The sequence below is a fragment of the Cyanobium sp. ULC082 genome, from assembly GCF_977927535.1.
Window position 1 is genome coordinate 1,243,211 of sequence record NZ_OZ376397.1, and the last position, 16,107, is coordinate 1,259,317.

Sequence of the window (16,107 nt, forward strand, 5' to 3'; positions counted from 1 at the left end):
GGTTCGCACCACCTCTTTACCGGAACCTGCCTGCAGCCGCCAGCCTCGCCGACACCGCCCCGATGGTGGACGATGGCGTCGATCTGCCCGGCCTGTCCCATCGTTCGCCTTGTCCTGCTGCTTTCGCTGCTGGCCGGCCTCGGCCTCGGTGGCATCGGAGCGCCGGCGTGGCTGGCCAGGGCTGCGGAACCTGCCCAGCCCTCCAGCTACGCGCTGGCCCAGCGGGCTCCGTTCAACCGCCCAGCCTTCTATCCGATCACCGTTCAGCCGGATCCCGCGCTCTACCGGCCGAATGGCGCCTGGATCGGCCGCCTGATCCTGCCGGAGGCGGCCACGCAGGGCTCCGTTGACTGGGTGTGGATCGAAATCGAGCACGCCCCGAGCGATTGGCAGCAGCTGGTGGGGGAGCGGCTGCGGCTTCACTGGCAGGACCGTCCGGAACTGAAGGGACTGGTGCGCGCCGTGAGCACCGACCTGAACCTCAGCCCTGCCGCCCGCCGGGCCAGCGCCGGCGGCGACCTGGTGCCCGAGCGGCTCGATGGCCGCCGCGCCGTCGGGCCCTTGCAGTCCCTGGCCGGTGCCCGCCCCAACGACGACCTGCAGGTACGCCTGGAGGATGTGGCCGTCTCCCGGGAGCCGAACGGCGGCGTCCTGCTGCGGATCGGCAGCCCACCGGTCCAGATCAGCGGCCGGTATGTGGCCCTGGTGCGCCTGCTCGGCCCCGCCCCCCCTGCTGAAGCGGGAAGCCCAGAAGCCAACGACCGCTTCCTGGTGCAGCACTACGACCGCCGCCGCCGCGGTTTCGAGGGGGCGATCGAAACGGTGCGGATCCCTCAGCAACCGCCTGATCGCTATGGCCGAACCCTCTCCAGCCCGGCCGGTCTCGCCGCCAGCAGCACCGGGGAGCAGGGCTGGTACCTCTACGGCGCCCCCGATGCCCGGGGTCTGTTCACCGCCCAGGCCCTGCTGCCGCGCCGGCTCACCCAAGCCGATGCCGACAGCAGCGTGGCCGGCCGGGCGGCCGGGCTCCGCTACATCCTCAATCGCAACTGGTCGGACGTGCCCGGCCGCCGTGGCCAAAGCGAGCGGGTGCAGGTCTCCACGGCAGGGGGGAACCAGGCCTGGCGCCTTGGCCAGCATGGCCTGGTGATTCACACCTTCGGCGGAATCGGCGGCAGCCGGGGCGAAGCCGCGGCCGGGTTCACCGTGACCGGCCATTTCGCCTTCGGCGAGGTGGAGGTGATGACGGACCCATTCAGTGGCGAGCCCCGCTTCGAGATCCGCTATCACCAGATCTACGCCAACAATCCGAACGGGATCGTCGCCGGCACCCAGGACGCCAGCGCCTATGCCGGTGACCTGCAACGGGGCTGGATCTGGCTGCGGCCCTTCTCCGATGTGCTGATCAACCAGCCCCTCTTCGCCGAGCTGTCGCTGGGCGGCCGCAATCTCTCCCTGTTGCGGGAGCTGGCGGTGCAGGCGGAGCTGATCATGGCCCGCTACCGCAGCGGCGACGGCACCGGCCTCGCCTCGGTGACCCCGGCCACCTCCTGCGTCCAGGATTCGAGCCAGGCTCTGTTCATCTCCATCCGACGCCTGCGGGAACGGGTGCAGTCGGACCCGGCGCTGGTGCGCTGGCTGAAGAACCATCCTCGCCACCCGGACACGCTTCGCTTCAACGAACTCAACGGGCTGGCCCGCTCCCTCGATCAGCTGCTCACCCCCTTCGGCATGGTGCGGGCCGACTGGAAGCGGAACGCGGCGGTGGCGGGAAACCCGGGGACGGGAGCAGGGGGCGGCGACCCATCCACCACCGCCCTGTTCCAGCGTGGCCAGAGCCTGGCGGATGTCCTGCTGAGCTGGCGTTCGATGCTGCCGCGCCGCGCCCACGACGACACCGCCCGGGTGTTCCTCCAGAACGGTGCCGGCCTCTGGTTCCTGCGCAGCAACCAGATCCCCGGAGACGATCCCAGCCTGGTGCCCCTGGCCCCCACCCTGCTGCTGGGCCAGCTGCCCCAGCTGTCCACCCTGCTGCGTCGCTTCAGCGATGCCCTCTTCACCCCCCTGGGAGGCAGCGGTTCAGCGGCCAGCCTGGCGGTACTGCTGACCTACGCCGGTGTGGCCCTGGAGCAGGGCCGGCGCTCCGGGTTTCTGCCGAACGGGTGGAAGCGACGAACCTGGCGGTTCCGGCCCCTGGGCCCATTGCTGCGCCAGAGCGCCTGGTTGCTGCTGATGCCCTCGCTGAGCGAGGAACTCGTCTTTCGGGTAGCCCTCCTGCCCCACCCCCTCGAAGGCAGCGGCCCTGGCGGCAGCCTGGCCTGGGGTGCCCTGAGCGTGGGCCTGTTCGTGCTCTACCACCCCCTGGCGGGCGCCAGCTGGTACCCACGGGGCCGCGCCGTGTTCAACGACCCCCGCTTCCTGGTCCAGTGCACCCTGCTGGGGGTGGCCTGCGTGCTCACCTATGGCCTCACGGGCTCGCTTTGGGCGCCGGTGCTGGTCCACTGGCTGGCGGTGAGTCTGTGGCTTGGGCCCCTCGGCGGGCGCCGACAGCTGGGTTGAACCGGCGGCGCGAGACTCAGGCTGTTCCAGGTGGCAAGAGCATGGCCCTCGATCGCTTCAAGCAAGCCCTGACCGCCTTGATGATCGCGGCACCCAGTGATCCGCTCGATCGCGACGAGTACTTCGAGGTGACACCCCTGCCTGCCGCCGACGGCCCCTTCGAGCTGGTGGTGGTGGACGAGGAGAACGGCATCTTCGCCGCCCTCTACCTCGATCGCCTGTTTCAGGAGGACGAAGCGGGACAGGAGGAGGTGGCACTGCTCTTGCCCGGCTACCTGGAGGAGACCTTCGGGTTGGAGCCCAGTGAGTGGGTACCCACCGCACCGTTCGATCTGGGCTGGCGCTCGCGGGAGTTCCTCTGGTTCCTGGAGTTCAGCCTGCCGGGGCTGACGCCCGCCTGCCACAGCGACGCCTGAAACAGGCGCCCCCGATCAGCGGCGGCCGTTGACGATCACCGACGTGCCGCCGCCGGGGGCGGTGCCGGGCAGGGCCGGCACAACGGAGGTCTGGCCGTCCCACTTGTCGAGGAACAGCTTGTAGAGCACCTGGTCATCGAGGCTGGAATTGAGGATCTGGTAGCGCTGGGCTTCCTGGTCGGCGATCTTCACTTCGGTCTGGGCCCGCAGCAGCCGCTGGTCGGCGATCTGCTTCTGCTCGATCGCCGCTCGATACTCCTCGGCAATCTGCAGACCGGTGAGGTCGAGGCCCTGCACGATCACATAATCGAATTTCTTGAGTTCCTCGGCCACCTTGTCCTGGACCAGCTCTGAGATGCTGTTCCACTCCGTGGCGATCGTGACCAGTTCATACTGCGAAAACACCGATTTCAGCGCCTTGAGCAGTGACGGCTGAATGATCCGCGCATAGATCTGGGAGTTGTCGGTGGCGATCGTCTCGAAGATCCGCGCTGCCTCACTGGGCTTCACCGCATACTTCACGGTGGCCGTGGCCTCAATCACCTGCAGGTCCTTGGTGAGAGTGGAGAACTGCTCGGGCCGCACCTGGGTGCGCACATCGAAGAGCGAGGTGGCCTGAATCAGCGGTGCCTTGATGTTCGGCCCGGGGCTGCGCTGGCCGCCGGTCACCTTGCCGAGGGTGGTGACCACCGCCACGTTGCCGGCCGGCACGATGAAAATCGTCTGGGTGAGCAGGATCAGCACCGCCACCGCCGCGATCACCTGGAAGGAGGCTCCAGGCCCATCCCCACCGGCAGGGCGCATCGAGCTTTGCATGGGTGATCTGAATGCCTTGGTGGGCACGACCCTAGGCACCGGGCGAGAATGGCGGCCCTCCACCAGAGCCTGACGATGACCGGCAACCTGCAGGCGATCGGCTTCATCGCCAGCTGGGTGCTGGGCTGGGGGATCGGCGGCTCCCTGATCGATGCCGGCCTGATCAACGCCGGTGTCTATTCGATCGACACCAACCAGCTCGGCACCCTGGCCACCTTCACGGTCTGGTCGGTTCTGTGGGGAGGGCTGGGCTACCGGCTCTACCAGCGCTTCACCGCCTGAGTGGCAGCGGCCCTCAGACCTCCACCTCCAGCAGGGAGCGCAGGCAGCGCACCTGCGGCGGGTAGCTTTCGCTGCCCACCCCCGCCGGCAGAAGCACCAGCACCTTGCAGCCGGCCGCCAGGGCCGCCGCCGTGCCGGCGTGGGAATCTTCGAACGCCCAGCAGGCTTCAGGTTCGACGCCAAGCCGGCGGGCGGCCAGCTGAAAGCCGTCAGGCGAGGGCTTACCGCTGGAAACACCCGGATCGTCGCCGTAGACCCGCAGATCCAGCAACGCAAGCCAGGGATGGGGAGCACTCTTCACGGCAACGGCCTCACGGCTGCTGCTGGTGACCAGCGCCATCGGGATCGCCAGCTCGCGGCACCGGGCCAGCAGCTCGGGCGCCCCCTCCATCGCCGGCGCTGACGGCAACAGGCGACGCGCGATCGGTTGCTGAACCGCCAGCAGCTGGTCGACACCCGGGCCCGCCGCCCCTGACGCCTCGATCCAGGCGATCACCTGGTGGGCGTTGTCGAGCCGCCGCCGACCCCGCAGCCCCAGCAGCTGGGCCTCATTCAGGGCCAGGTCGAACTGGGCCGCGGCCTGGCGCCAGGCCAGGCCGTGCAGAGGCTCGGTGTCCAGCAGGAGGCCATCGAGATCGAACAGACAGGCGGCTGGGCGGGTCATGGCGGCATCCTCTCAGTCCACAATGGGGGCCGCCTCCCTGCCGCCGCGATGAGCCAGGACACGATCGAATCGGTGCTGCAGGAGGACCGGGTGTTCGAGCCCCCCGCCGCCCTCGCCGCCACCGCCCGCATCGGCAGCCTGGACGCCTACCGCGCCCTGGCCCAGCAGGCCGAGACCGACCCCGACGGCTTCTGGGGCGAGCAGGCCCGCCAGAGCCTGCACTGGTTCGAGCCCTTCCACACCGTGCTCGATTGGAGTGGGGCTCCCTTTGCCCGCTGGTTCGAGGGGGGCACCACCAACGTGGCCTACAACTGCCTCGACCGGCACCTGAACGGTCCACGTGCCCACAAGACGGCCCTGATCTGGGAGGGGGAACCGGGTGACGGGCGCCGCTACACCTACACCGAGCTGCACGCCGAGGTCTGCAGGGCCGCCAATGCCCTGCAGGAGCTCGGCATCGGCAAAGGCGATCTGGTGGCGCTCTACATGCCGATGGTGCCGGAAGCGGCCATCGCCATGCTGGCCTGTGCCCGCATCGGCGCGCCCCATTCGGTGGTGTTCGGTGGCTTCTCGGCCGAGGCCCTGCGGGATCGGCTGATCGATGGCCAGGTCAAGGCGGTGATCACCGCCGATGGGGGCTTCCGCAAAGACAAGGCGGTGGCGCTCAAGCCGGCGGTGGACCAGGCCCTGGCCGAGGGCTGCCCCACGGTGGAGCATGTGCTGGTGGTGAAGCGCACCGGCGAACCCACCGCGATGACGGCGGGCCGCGACCACTGGTGGCACGAGCGGGTGGATCCCGCCAGCGCCGAGCACAAGGCCGAGCCGATGGCCAGCGAAGACCGCCTGTTCGTGCTCTACACCTCCGGCTCCACCGGCAAACCCAAAGGGGTGGTGCACAGCACCGCCGGCTACAACCTCTGGGCCCAGCTCACGTTTCAGTGGATCTTCGACATCCGTGAAGACGACATCCACTGGTGCACCGCCGACGTCGGCTGGATCACCGGCCACAGCTACATCGTGTACGGCCCGCTCTCGGCCGGCGCTACCACGGTGATGTACGAAGGCGCGCCGCGGGCCTCCAAACCAGGCGCCTTCTGGGAGGTGATCGAGAAGCACAAGGTGAGCATCTTCTACACCGCCCCCACGGCGATCCGGGCCTTCATGAAAAACGGCCGCGAGGTGCCCGACCACCACGACATGAGCTCGCTGCGCATCCTCGGCACGGTGGGCGAGCCGATCAATCCCGAGGCCTGGATGTGGTACCGGGAGGTGATCGGCGCTGGCCGCTGCCCGGTGGTCGACACCTGGTGGCAGACCGAAACCGGCGGCGTGATGATCAGTCCCCTGCCAGGCGCCACCCCCACCAAACCGGGATCGGCCACCCTGCCCCTGCCGGGCATCGCCGCCGACGTGGTCGACCATGACGGCAGCTCCCAGGCCGCCGACCAGGGGGGCTACCTCGCCATCCGGCGGCCCTGGCCGGGGATGATGCGCAACGTGCATGGCGATCCGGAGCGCTTCCGCAAGAGCTACTGGGAGGAAATCCGCCCGGCCAACGGCAGCTGGCTCTACTTCGCCGGCGATGGGGCCCGCCGCGATGCCGATGGCTACTTCTGGGTGATGGGCCGGGTCGACGATGTGATCAGCGTGTCGGGCCACCGACTCGGCAGCATGGAGATTGAATCCGCCCTGGTGAGCCACCCGGCCGTCGCCGAGGCCGCCGTGGTGGGCCGGCCCGACGACCTCAAGGGCGAAGCGATCGTGGCCTTCGTCACCCTCGATGCCGGCACCAGCGGCGACGACGCCCTGATCGCCGCCCTGAAGAAGCATGTGGGCATTGAGATCGGCCCGATCGCCCGTCCCGACGAGATCCGCTTCACCGATGCCCTGCCGAAAACCCGCAGCGGCAAGATCATGCGCCGCATCCTGCGCGCCCTGGCGGCAGGCGAAGAGGTGAGCGGCGACACCAGCACCCTGGAAGACCGCTCCGTGCTCGATGCCCTGCGGGTCTGACGGGGATGCGGATCGCCAGCAGCCGGGCCGAAGCCCTCGCCATCCTCGCCGCGATGGCGGATGTGGGCGCCGGCGGTGGTGAGCCGCCGCCGGCCGCCGCGGCAGCGGTGGCAGCGGCCGGCCACTGGATCTTCCAGCTGCCGGAGCACGAAGGGCTGGACCAGCTGCCGGCCACCGGCCCGGCCCAGCTGGCCGCTGCCCTGGGCACGGGGGCCCTGCGTCAGGAGGCGATCCGGTTCCTCACGGTGATGGCCTTCCTGGGTGACCAGCTCGATCCGGCCCGGATCAGCCGCGTGCTCGCCTACGCCGCCGCGCTCGGCATCCGGTCGAGCTCGATCGAGGAGATCGCCGCCGTGGCCCGGGGCCAGCTCCAGGAGGCGGTGGCGCACATGGTGCGCGACAACATGAGCTCGCTGACCGGATCGCCATGGCGCCCGGAGCAGGATGTGGCGGCCTGGCTGCTGCCCTATGGGGGGGAGGGGGCGGATCCGCAGCTGGCCGCCCGTTATCGGGCCCTGGCCAGCCTGCCGAGCGACCGGCTCGGACGCGCCTTCCACGACCACTTCCAGCGCAACGGCTACGCCATGCCGGGGGAGCCGACGGCCCTCAACGAACGCTTCACCACCCCCCACGACACCTGCCACGTGCTTGCCGGGTACGACACCACACCCCATGGCGAAATCCTGGTGTCCACCTTCACCGCCGCGATGCACCCGGTGCATCCGATCTCCGGCCATGTGCTGCCGGCGATCATCTCCTGGCAGCTCGGCATCCCGCTCAATGCGGTGGCCAGGTCGGCGCGGGGTGAGCTGGATCCGGTGGCGTTCTGGCGGGCCTGGGCACGGGGGGAGGCCATGCCGATCGATCTGTTCGCTCCCGGCTGGGACTTCTGGGAGTGGGTGGACCGGCCACTGGCTCAGCTGCGAACCGCCTGGCTGGGCGAGCCCAGCCACCAATCCAGCAGCTGATCAGCCAGTCGGTCGATCTGCCGCTGCCGGGCCGGATCATCGGCCCAGGCCCCCAGCAGGTTCTGGCGCAGGCCGGCACTGGCGGGGGTGAGGTGATCGCCGGGCCGCTCCAGCAGGAGCGAGGCATCCTCCGGGCGCTGCTGCAGCACGCCGATCAGCCGCCGGCTCTGGTCGAGCGCATCGGTGCCGAAGCGGATCAGCAGGTTGCGGGGCTGGCGGTAGTGCAGCCCCACCAAGCGCAGCGTTTCCTCCGGCGAGGGACTGAACTCGGTGCGCAGCCCCAGCCGGGGGGCGAGATCAGCCAGCAGGGGGATGGAGCGATCCGCCGAGAAGTTGTTGAAGCTCATCGCCGCCAGACCACTGCAACCCCGGCCGCCATCAGGCGCCAGCAGGTGCAGCTTGCAGCCCAGGCTGTGGCCGAGCCGCAGCACGGGGCGCGAGCCGGCCTGCCCTGCAAGGGAAGCCTGATCAACGGCACTCTCCCGGGCGGCGCGAAAGCAGCGCCAGGCCTCGGTGGCCTGGGCCTGGTGATCGAAACCGGGCACATAGCTCCAGGCCCGCACCAGCAGACCCCGCAGCGCCAGCGCCTCCAGCAGGCGGCGGTAGCTGAGCTGGGGGGTGGCGGCCAGCACGGTGCCACCGATGAACTCCACCACGCCGATGGCTGAAGCGGCCGCAGTGGGCGGGGTCAGGGTCCAGAGGCTGCCCTGCTGCTGCCAGCGGTTCATGGCGATCGGGGGAATCGGCGTTCAGGCCGGCAGCCGCCGGAGGGCTGCGAGGGCCTCGCGGGCGTGGGCCGCGCCGTCGAGCAGGTTGCTGAAGATGTGCCGCACCACCCCATCGCCATCGATCACGTAGGTGACCCGGCCGGGCAGGAGCCCCAGGGCCTTGGGAACCCCGAAGGCCTGGCGCAGGGCATTGCCGCGGTCAACCAGCAATGGATAGGGAAGTTGATGACGGGAGGCGAACCGGCTGTGGCTGCCGGCGTCATCGCCGCTGACACCCCACACCTGGGCGCCAAGGGCTTCGAGCCCGGCGTGGTTGTCGCGGAACGCACAGGCCTCGGCGGTGCAGCCGGGAGTGTCGTCCTTGGGGTAGAAGAACAGCACCAGGGGCTGGCCCTGAAGCTGATCGCTGCGGCGCTCCACGCCGCTCTGATCGGTGAGGGCAATCAGGGGGGCCCGCTCTCCCAGTTCGATGGCGTTGGCCAAACAGGCTCCATTCGCTGTGACACGAGCCTAGAAACCCCTGGGCTTGCGCCGCCCCCTTGCACGGCTGGGATCATGGAGAGGTCGGAGCAGGCGGGCATGGAGCTGGAACCAGGCAGTGGCGAGGAGCGGAACCGCTGGCAGCAGACCAGCCTGCTGAGCCTGGTCGCACCCGCCCAGCTGTGCGATGGCACCGCTGAGAAGGCTGTTGAAGCAACCGATGGGGCCGCCACTCCCTCCACCCCATCACATCAGCCGCCCCCCCCGGCCCGGCTGTTGATCCTCGATACGGAAACCACCGGCCTCGATCCGCTGAAGCACCGCTGCATCGAAGTGGGAGCTGTGCTGTTTGACGTGCCCCAGCGGGCCGTGCTCAGCCAGATCTCCTTTCTGCTGCCCTGCCAGACCAACGAGGCCGAAACCGTCAACGGCATCGCCGCGGCGGTGACCCGGCTCAGCCAGCCCTGGCCCGAAGCCCTGGCCTATTTCCAGACCCTGGTGGCCGCCTCCGACCTGATCCTGGCCCACAACGCCGGATTCGACCGCCAGTGGTTCGGCCACGGCCCGCTGCCGGCGATCGAGAAGCCCTGGCTTTGCAGCATGGAGGACCTGCGCTGGCCGCCGGATCGCAACCTGCGGGCGAACCCCTCGGTGCGCGATCTGGCCCTGGCCTACGGCGTGCCGGTCTGGGCGGCGCACCGGGCCCTGACCGACTGCATCTACCTGGCCCAGGTGCTGGAGCGCTGTGACGATCTCGAGGGTCTGCTCTGCGCCGGGCTTGAACCTCGCCAGCTTTATCGGGCCCGGCTGCCCTACGAAGAGCGGCACCGGGCCAGGCAGGCGGGTTTTCGCTGGAACGACCCGGTTCCGAAGGCCTGGAGTCGGCGCCTGAGTGCCCGCGAGGCCGCCGCAATCGGCTTTCCGGTCAGCCTGGAGCAGCTGAGCGCGTGATCTGCCATGCCTGACGCGGTCGCCCAGATGGCAGAACGAAGCGGGGGCCACACCTGAAATCATGGGCCCCGCTGCTCTCGCCATGGCTGGTCTGCTCTGGAGCCACCGGTCCCAGGTTGGTTGCTGTCTGCTGATCCAGGCGGCGCTGCTCAGCGTTGGGCTGGGGCTGGAGCGCTTCATGCCCCAGCCGTCTCCGGCGCCATCGCCAACCAGCCTGGGTCTCGCTAGAACTCGGGGATGATCCGCACCGCACCGGCCAGTCCGGTTTCCAGACGGCTGAAGATCCGGCCCGGCCAGATGCCGGGTCAATTGTTCGTCCATGGCGGACGGGCTCCCACCAGCCTCTCCGTGCTCCGCTTCAGCGCTCTGGGGATGATCCATCAGCATGCCCTGGCCGGGCCGGATGGCCTCGAGCCACTGATCGCCAGCGGCGATCCGCTCTGGGTGCGGCTGAAGGGGCTGGGAAATCCGGGCCTGATCGCCGCGGTGCTGCACAAGCTGGCGGTTCCCGAGATCTTCCACACCCCGCTGATCGAAACGCCCCAGCGCACCAGGGTCGACTCGGTGCGGGATGCGGTGCTGGTGGTGATGCACCGCCTGAGCTTTGCCGACTCTCCCGCCCACCTGATCAGCGAACAGGTGGGACTGCTGCTGATGCCCAACCTGCTGCTGACCGTGGAGGAATCGCCCAAGCCCCACTCCTTCCCCCAGCTCACCCAATGGCTGGATTGCCTCGACCCCCCACCCGGCCGCGAGGACCTCGACGACATCCTCCACTTTCTGATCGATGAGATGCTCGACGAGCTCTTCCCGATGCTCGAGCATCTGGCCGAGCTGCTGGATGGCCTTGAGGAATCGGCCCTGCGGGACCCGAAACCGAAACTGCTCAACCGCGCCTACCAGGCACGGGGCAGCCTGCGCCAGATCCGCAGCCAGGTGTGGCCCCTGCGCCACCAGATCCTGATCCTGCTGCGCCAGAACCAGCGGATCCTCGGCCCCGATGCCCGCAGCGGCTTCGAGGACATGGCCCAGCACGTGGGGTTGATCTTCGAGAACGCCGAGCTGCTGCGTCATCAGTGCGACGCCGTCTCGGATGCCTACATGGCCAGCACGAGCAACCGCATGAACCAGGTGATGAAGACGCTGACGATCGTGTCGAGCATTTTTGCTCCACTCACCTTCATTGCCGGCATCTATGGCATGAACTTCAAGGTGATGCCGGAGCTGGATCTCCCCCTGGGCTATTACTTCGCCCTTGCCTTCATGGCCCTGGTGGCGATGCTGCAGACCTACTTCCTCTGGCGACGGGGCTGGTTCACCGACTGGACCGCCACCCGGCGCTGAGCAGCAGCAACCCAAATGCATGGCAGATTATTTCAGAAGCTTGACGGGCAGCACCCCTTAGCTGAGCCTTAAATCCTGAACATCAGATCTTGCTTCCGTGGCCCCTTTGCCGATTGATTCGTTTCTCGACCAGCTCAGCCAGGACGAGACGCTTCAAGACAAAGCCAGGACAGCCACCACAGCGCAGGACATAGCCACAATCGCGCAGGCAGCGGGGTTTGTGATCACGGCTGGCGATGTGATCGCCTTCTTTGCCTCCCAGTTGCTCAATGGAGATGCTGCCGTTGTTGAAAAACGCTTCGACAGCCTCGGCTGGGACATCGGGGAACTGCTCTGGGCCCTGAAGACCTGGCGCTGAGGCTCCCGGCTCCAGTCCAGGCGGCCGGATCCACTCCAGGCAGGAGGTCAGATCGGTTCATAGACGGCGGTGGTGCTGCGAAGCCGTTTCGCCAGTTCACGGATCACTCCCCGAACGATCTCGGGATGGTCGACCATGAGTGCTGCAAGCATCTCCTGATCGATCCGATAGAGAAGGGTGGGCTCAAGCGCCGATACCGAGGCCGAACGGGGCTCTGGATCCAGGGCAGCCAGCTCGCCGACGATCTCCCGCTCACCGAGCTCCACCACGGTCTGATCACCGATGTGGACCCGGACAAGCCCCGACACGATCACATACATGGAGGTGCCGAGATCACCCTGCCGGAACAACACATCACCCGGCTGGAGATGAACCTCCTCCACCCCATTGGCAAGCTGTACCAACACAGGATCGGGGGCGTCTGAGAAGATATCAACACCGCTCAGGACCAGAACCTTATCCATCAGGGCGGAATTCGTCATGGCCAGTAACGCAATGAGCTGGATCGAGCTCACCAGGGCCAGTTCCGCAGCCATGGCTGTTCTCAAGACTAGGACCGCTCCCCAGAGATGGCCAATGGCACTGGCCGAAACAAGGGCCTAAGCCTCCGTTGTTCGGCGCCGGCGGGAGCGACTGATCCGCGAGCGGCAGGTGCTTGAGCAGTAGAGCGCATCCCGACGCCGGGCCGTGAAGGCTGTGCCGCAACAGCCGCACAGCCTGGTGGCTGGCTCGGCTGGCAGGCTGCTCAACAGCAGCGGCACCAAGCGCCGGGCCCTCTCCCCCAGCACAAGATCGAGTCCGTAGCCGTCCATGAGCAGGGCAGCGGCATCGGCGTAACCAAGGGCTTCGGCGAGCCGTGGGGCTTCGGCCGCCATCCTCTCCAGAAGCAGGAACAGTTCATAGCCCTCGCTCCAGAACCAGCGGCGGCGCTCCCGCACCAGCTCCGCCAGCCGCTCGGGGGGGAGCTGATCAGCCCGGTCCTGGGGGCGGATGGGGAGTGAATCCTGGGAACCAATCACTACGAACTCCTAACCGCCACTTAACCACTGCCAGCAGTCCTGCGGCGCAGAGTGGCCGGGCAGAGCGACTGTGGCATGGTTCAACGCGATCGATCCATCGGCAGCCGCTGGAGAAACCAGGGTTGCTTCGGCCTCGCCACCGCCCTGTTGCTCGGGGGGCTTCCGGCGGGGGTGGCCCGAGCCCAGTCGGCAGCGGCCCCGATCGTGATCAGCGGATCGAGCACCGTCTTCCCGATCACCACGGAAGCGATCCGGGCCTTCCGCCAGACCAGAGCCGGCAGGGATGTGCGCTTCGACCTCAGGGAAACAGGCACAAGCGCCGGCTTCCGTGATTTCTGCTCCGGAAAGGTGCCGATCAGCAACGCCTCCCGGCCGATCAGCAGCAAGGAACTCAAGGCCTGCGCGGCCAGGGGCATTCGCTTCATCGAACTGCCGATCGCCTTCGATGCGCTCACGGTGGCTGTCAACCCACGCAACACCTGGGCCAGACAGATCAGCACCCAGGAGCTCTCCACCCTGTGGAGCCGCCAGGCCCAGGGCAGGATCAATCGCTGGAATCAGGTGAACAGCAGCTGGCCGGCCAGCCCGATCAAGCTCTGCGGACCGGGCAAGGATTCCGGCACCTTCGATTATTTCAACAAGGCCATCAACGGATCAGCCGAAAACTCCCGAACCGATTTCAGCAGCAGTGAAGACGACAACGTTGTGGTGAAGTGCATCGCCGGAAATCCACAGGCTCTTGGTTATGTCGGCTTCGGCTGGTATGCAGCCAACACCGCCAAACTGAGAGCCATGGCGATCAAGGGTGCCAAGGGAGCGGTGCTCCCCTCTGTGGAGGCCGTTCAGCAGGAACGCTACAATCCACTTTCGAGGCCGTTGTTCATTTACGTGAACAATGAAATGCTGCTGAAACAAGACAACCTACGGCGTTTCATCAAGTTTTACCTGCAAGACGGCCCCAGGATGGCGAAAACAGCTCGCTTCATCCCATTGCCTGATTCCACCTACCGGCTGGTGGAATCGAAGCTCTACCGCCATGTTCTGGGCACCTCCTTCGGTGGTGATCTGCCTGTCGGGCTCACGATCGGCGAAGCCCTGCGGCGGAGCTTCGATCAAACCAAGCAGCCCCAGTTCCGCTGATCCCGCCGATCCTCCGGCCTGCATCGGTGATTGGAGAACGGTGGCGCAGAATCAATTTCATGCTTGATCTCAGCGCCCCCCTCCTCAGCAGTGGCGACTATGCCCGTGAGCTGATCCACCGCCAGACCCGTCGGCTTGGCAAGCTCCAGGCCGAGGTTCTCGCCGACCGGGACCCGGAAGCGCTGCACCAGTTGCGGGTGAGCCTCAGGCGGCTGCGCACGGCCCTCAGCCAGTTCGCAGCAGCCCTGGTGATACCTGATGCGATCACCGACCGCCGGATCGCCCGGGTGGCCCGCCGCACCGGCCTCACCCGCGATCTCGATGTGATGCGGGCGAAGCTCACCGCCAGCTGGCTGCCGATGCTGCCGGATCCGGAACGCAAGACGCTCAAACCGGTGCTCAAGCAACTCGAGCGGGACCGGCAGATGGCCTTTGACGGCCTGGCAGCCACCCTGCGCGAAGGCCCCTATCTGAAGATGCTGGCGAGGCTGCACAAGTGGCAGCAATCACCCCGGTTCACGGCGATCGGAGCGCGTCCGCTGCGCGGCTGGCTGTTCGAGTGGCTGGCCCAGTCGATCGGCGGCCTGTTCCTGCAGACCGGCTGGTGCGCCAGCGATCCCCATGACGGGAGCCTGCACGACCTGCGCAAGACGATCAAGGGTGTGCGCTATTCCCTGGAGGTGCTCGAACCCTTCGCCTGCCCAGCCCTCGGTGGCTGGGTGGCCGACCTGCGCAGAGCCCAGGACTGCCTCGGCGATCTCCATGATCTCCAGGTGCTCGCCGCGGCGCTCAGCGACGAGCTCGAGCGGGATCTCGCCAGGGCGGTGCCGACCCTGCACCAGGCGATCGAACGGCAGCAGGCCGAACGCTGGGGCGAGTGGCTCGCCTGCTCAGAGCTGCTGCTCAGCGAAACCAGGCGGCGGGAACTGAAGAACAGCCTGATCGAAACAACAGCCTGAACGGCTTCTCCTCTGCGGCTCCACTATCGCGGCTCCACAACTGCCGCTTGCAGACCACCGATTGCAGACCACCGCCTGCAGACCACCCCCTGCATCACCCGCCATGAAAAAAGGACCCCGTAAGGGGTCCATCGTTGCCGTGGGGCGAACTGCTGACTGGTGTCAGGAGTTCAGACGAGTGCGTTGATGGCGTAGTCGATGTAGTTGTTGGCGATCACACCGGGATCACCAGCGATGCCGTGGTTGGCCTTGATGTAGCTCAGGGCTTCCACATACCAGGAGGGGGAGAGCTCGAAAGCGCGGTTGATTTCATCCAGACCGGCGATCAGGTACTCGTCGAGGGGGCCGGTGCCACCAGCCACCAGGGAGTAGGTGATGTGACGGAGGTAGTAACCGATGTCACGGGAGCACTTGGCCTTGCCTTCCGGGGTGGAGGCGTAGTTGGGTCCCTGCTGCTGGGTGGTGTAGGGATACTTGTTGTAAACGGCCTGGGCGGCGCCGTTGACGAGGGAATCAGCGTTGGCGGTGAGTGCCTTGGCGGCTTCCAGAGCGTTCTTGGCGCGCTCGAAGCGTCCGAAGGCGGCATTGAGCTCGGTGTTGCTCAGAAACCGACCCTGGGAGTCGGCGGCGGCAACGGCCTCGGTGAGTGGAGTCTTCGACATGGTGGAAGGAGAGGAAGGGGAATCGAAGGAAAAGAAGGATCAGCCGACAGCGGCGGCGGCGCGATCGAAGTAGGTGCCGATTTCGGAGACCAGGGCGGAGCAGTCACCGGGGGTGATGCCGTTGCGGTCGTTGACGAGGCCGAGGGCGGCATCCTTCATCTTGCGGACACCTTCTGCCACCGAAGCGCCAGGCACGCCGAGGGCGAGATAGGTTTCGCGGAGGCCGTTGAGGCAGCGATCTTCCAGGACGGAAGCATCACCGGTGAAGACGGCATAGGTGACATAGCGGAGGATGATCTCCATGTCACGCAGGCAGGCGGCCATGCGGCGGTGGGTGTAGGCGTTGCCACCGGGTGCGATCAGGGCGGGCTGCTGAGCGAAGAGCTCGCGGGCCGCGTTGGTGACGAGGCTGGAAGCGTTGGAGGTGATCCGGTTCACGGCATCCATGCGCTTGTTGCTGTCAGCAACGACCGAGGCCAGGGCATCGATCTGGGATGGGCTGAGGAATTCGCCGCGGGCATCAGCCTGGGCAACGACCTTGGTGAAGGCGTCGAACATCGGGTGGTCTCCGGGTTCCGATTGAAAGGAGCGAGCAAACCTTGGACGATGGCGGCTTGACTGGGACGGTCTCTCAACAAAAGGTCATTGATTCAGCCGCCGCACCGGGACAGCAGAATGGTTCAACGGTGGATTTCCGTGGTGCTGATTCCGTGATGCTGAAATCTGTGATGCTGATTCCGTGATGCTG

General features: G+C 67.2%; 20 protein-coding genes. 12 read left to right on the forward strand and 8 right to left on the reverse strand.

What is annotated here, in order from left to right:
- Positions 1-72 precede the first annotated feature (72 nt).
- Complete coding sequence (locus tag ACXMDY_RS06670) at positions 73-2,559, forward strand: CPBP family glutamic-type intramembrane protease (protein ID WP_259701531.1); 2,487 nt, start codon at positions 73-75, stop codon at positions 2,557-2,559.
- Positions 2,560-2,600: 41 nt separating this feature from the next.
- On the forward strand, positions 2,601-2,975 hold the full coding sequence (locus tag ACXMDY_RS06675) for a hypothetical protein (RefSeq protein WP_259701530.1): 375 nt from the start codon (positions 2,601-2,603) through the stop codon (positions 2,973-2,975).
- A gap of 15 nt (positions 2,976-2,990) precedes the next feature.
- On the opposite strand, the gene ACXMDY_RS06680 is transcribed toward ACXMDY_RS06675, so the two are convergent.
- Positions 2,991-3,779, reverse strand: a complete 789-nt coding sequence (locus tag ACXMDY_RS06680) for a prohibitin family protein (RefSeq protein ID WP_457767515.1) — start codon at positions 3,777-3,779, stop codon at positions 2,991-2,993.
- A 60-nt stretch (positions 3,780-3,839) separates the two neighbouring features.
- Between ACXMDY_RS06680 and ACXMDY_RS06685 the strand changes: the two genes are divergently transcribed.
- The gene (locus tag ACXMDY_RS06685) at positions 3,840-4,073 is read left to right on the forward strand and encodes a hypothetical protein (protein ID WP_399235942.1); all 234 of its coding nucleotides are present in this window, start codon (positions 3,840-3,842) and stop codon (positions 4,071-4,073) included.
- A 13-nt stretch (positions 4,074-4,086) separates the two neighbouring features.
- On the opposite strand, the gene ACXMDY_RS06690 is transcribed toward ACXMDY_RS06685, so the two are convergent.
- Positions 4,087-4,737 (reverse strand): HAD family hydrolase, encoded by a 651-nt coding sequence (locus ACXMDY_RS06690; protein WP_259701528.1) that lies wholly within the window; start codon positions 4,735-4,737, stop codon positions 4,087-4,089.
- Between the two features lie 48 nt (positions 4,738-4,785).
- Between ACXMDY_RS06690 and acs the strand changes: the two genes are divergently transcribed.
- Together acs and ACXMDY_RS06700 are read left to right on the forward strand one after the other, a co-directional pair.
- A complete protein-coding gene (gene acs, locus ACXMDY_RS06695) occupies positions 4,786-6,750 on the forward strand; it encodes an acetate--CoA ligase (protein ID WP_259701527.1) in 1,965 nt (654 codons plus the stop codon).
- Positions 6,751-6,755: 5 nt separating this feature from the next.
- On the forward strand, positions 6,756-7,718 hold the full coding sequence (locus ACXMDY_RS06700) for a hypothetical protein (RefSeq protein WP_259701526.1): 963 nt from the start codon (positions 6,756-6,758) through the stop codon (positions 7,716-7,718).
- Here the strand turns inward: ACXMDY_RS06700 and ACXMDY_RS06705 are convergent.
- Both ACXMDY_RS06705 and ACXMDY_RS06710 read right to left on the reverse strand, forming a co-directional pair.
- Positions 7,667-8,446, reverse strand: a complete 780-nt coding sequence (locus tag ACXMDY_RS06705) for a DUF1350 family protein (protein WP_259701525.1) — start codon at positions 8,444-8,446, stop codon at positions 7,667-7,669. The two genes, ACXMDY_RS06700 and ACXMDY_RS06705, sit on opposite strands and share 52 nt — an antisense overlap.
- Before the next feature lie 21 nt (positions 8,447-8,467).
- Entirely contained in the window at positions 8,468-8,929 is a 462-nt protein-coding gene (locus ACXMDY_RS06710) for a peroxiredoxin (RefSeq protein ID WP_259701524.1), read from the reverse strand.
- 72 nt (positions 8,930-9,001) lie between these two features.
- Between ACXMDY_RS06710 and ACXMDY_RS06715 the strand changes: the two genes are divergently transcribed.
- The 4 genes from ACXMDY_RS06715 (at position 9,002) to ACXMDY_RS06730 (ending at position 11,579) form a co-directional block, all read left to right on the forward strand.
- Positions 9,002-9,877, forward strand: a complete 876-nt coding sequence (locus tag ACXMDY_RS06715) for a 3'-5' exonuclease (RefSeq protein WP_259701523.1) — start codon at positions 9,002-9,004, stop codon at positions 9,875-9,877.
- An 82-nt stretch (positions 9,878-9,959) separates the two neighbouring features.
- Positions 9,960-10,118 (forward strand): hypothetical protein, encoded by a 159-nt coding sequence (locus ACXMDY_RS06720; protein ID WP_259701522.1) that lies wholly within the window; start codon positions 9,960-9,962, stop codon positions 10,116-10,118.
- Positions 10,115-11,221, forward strand: coding sequence for a magnesium/cobalt transporter CorA (gene corA, locus ACXMDY_RS06725; RefSeq protein ID WP_259701521.1), 1,107 nt, complete (start codon positions 10,115-10,117; stop codon positions 11,219-11,221). The genes ACXMDY_RS06720 and corA overlap by 4 nt, the downstream gene beginning before the upstream one ends.
- A gap of 97 nt (positions 11,222-11,318) precedes the next feature.
- Positions 11,319-11,579 (forward strand): Nif11-like leader peptide family natural product precursor, encoded by a 261-nt coding sequence (locus tag ACXMDY_RS06730; RefSeq protein ID WP_259701520.1) that lies wholly within the window; start codon positions 11,319-11,321, stop codon positions 11,577-11,579.
- 47 nt (positions 11,580-11,626) lie between these two features.
- On the opposite strand, the gene ACXMDY_RS06735 is transcribed toward ACXMDY_RS06730, so the two are convergent.
- Positions 11,627-12,115, reverse strand: a complete 489-nt coding sequence (locus ACXMDY_RS06735) for a cyclic nucleotide-binding domain-containing protein (RefSeq protein WP_259701519.1) — start codon at positions 12,113-12,115, stop codon at positions 11,627-11,629.
- 63 nt (positions 12,116-12,178) lie between these two features.
- Complete coding sequence (locus ACXMDY_RS06740; protein WP_259701518.1) at positions 12,179-12,598, reverse strand: hypothetical protein; 420 nt, start codon at positions 12,596-12,598, stop codon at positions 12,179-12,181.
- A gap of 75 nt (positions 12,599-12,673) precedes the next feature.
- Between ACXMDY_RS06740 and ACXMDY_RS06745 the strand changes: the two genes are divergently transcribed.
- Positions 12,674-13,738 carry a PstS family phosphate ABC transporter substrate-binding protein gene (locus tag ACXMDY_RS06745; protein WP_259701517.1) on the forward strand — a complete coding sequence of 355 codons (1,065 nt, stop codon included), beginning with the start codon at positions 12,674-12,676 and terminating at the stop codon, positions 13,736-13,738.
- 59 nt (positions 13,739-13,797) lie between these two features.
- Positions 13,798-14,697, forward strand: coding sequence for a CHAD domain-containing protein (locus tag ACXMDY_RS06750; RefSeq protein ID WP_259701516.1), 900 nt, complete (start codon positions 13,798-13,800; stop codon positions 14,695-14,697).
- Between the two features lie 170 nt (positions 14,698-14,867).
- Here ACXMDY_RS06750 and cpcA read toward each other — a convergent pair whose 3' ends face one another.
- Together cpcA and ACXMDY_RS06760 are read right to left on the reverse strand one after the other, a co-directional pair.
- Positions 14,868-15,359 (reverse strand): phycocyanin subunit alpha, encoded by a 492-nt coding sequence (gene cpcA / locus ACXMDY_RS06755; protein WP_457767516.1) that lies wholly within the window; start codon positions 15,357-15,359, stop codon positions 14,868-14,870.
- Positions 15,360-15,398: 39 nt separating this feature from the next.
- Positions 15,399-15,917, reverse strand: coding sequence for a phycocyanin subunit beta (locus ACXMDY_RS06760; RefSeq protein WP_457767517.1), 519 nt, complete (start codon positions 15,915-15,917; stop codon positions 15,399-15,401).
- A 41-nt stretch (positions 15,918-15,958) separates the two neighbouring features.
- Here ACXMDY_RS06760 and ACXMDY_RS06765 point away from each other — a divergent pair, with 41 nt between their 5' ends.
- Positions 15,959-16,102, forward strand: a complete 144-nt coding sequence (locus tag ACXMDY_RS06765) for a hypothetical protein (protein WP_259702340.1) — start codon at positions 15,959-15,961, stop codon at positions 16,100-16,102.
- Positions 16,103-16,107 lie beyond the last annotated feature (5 nt).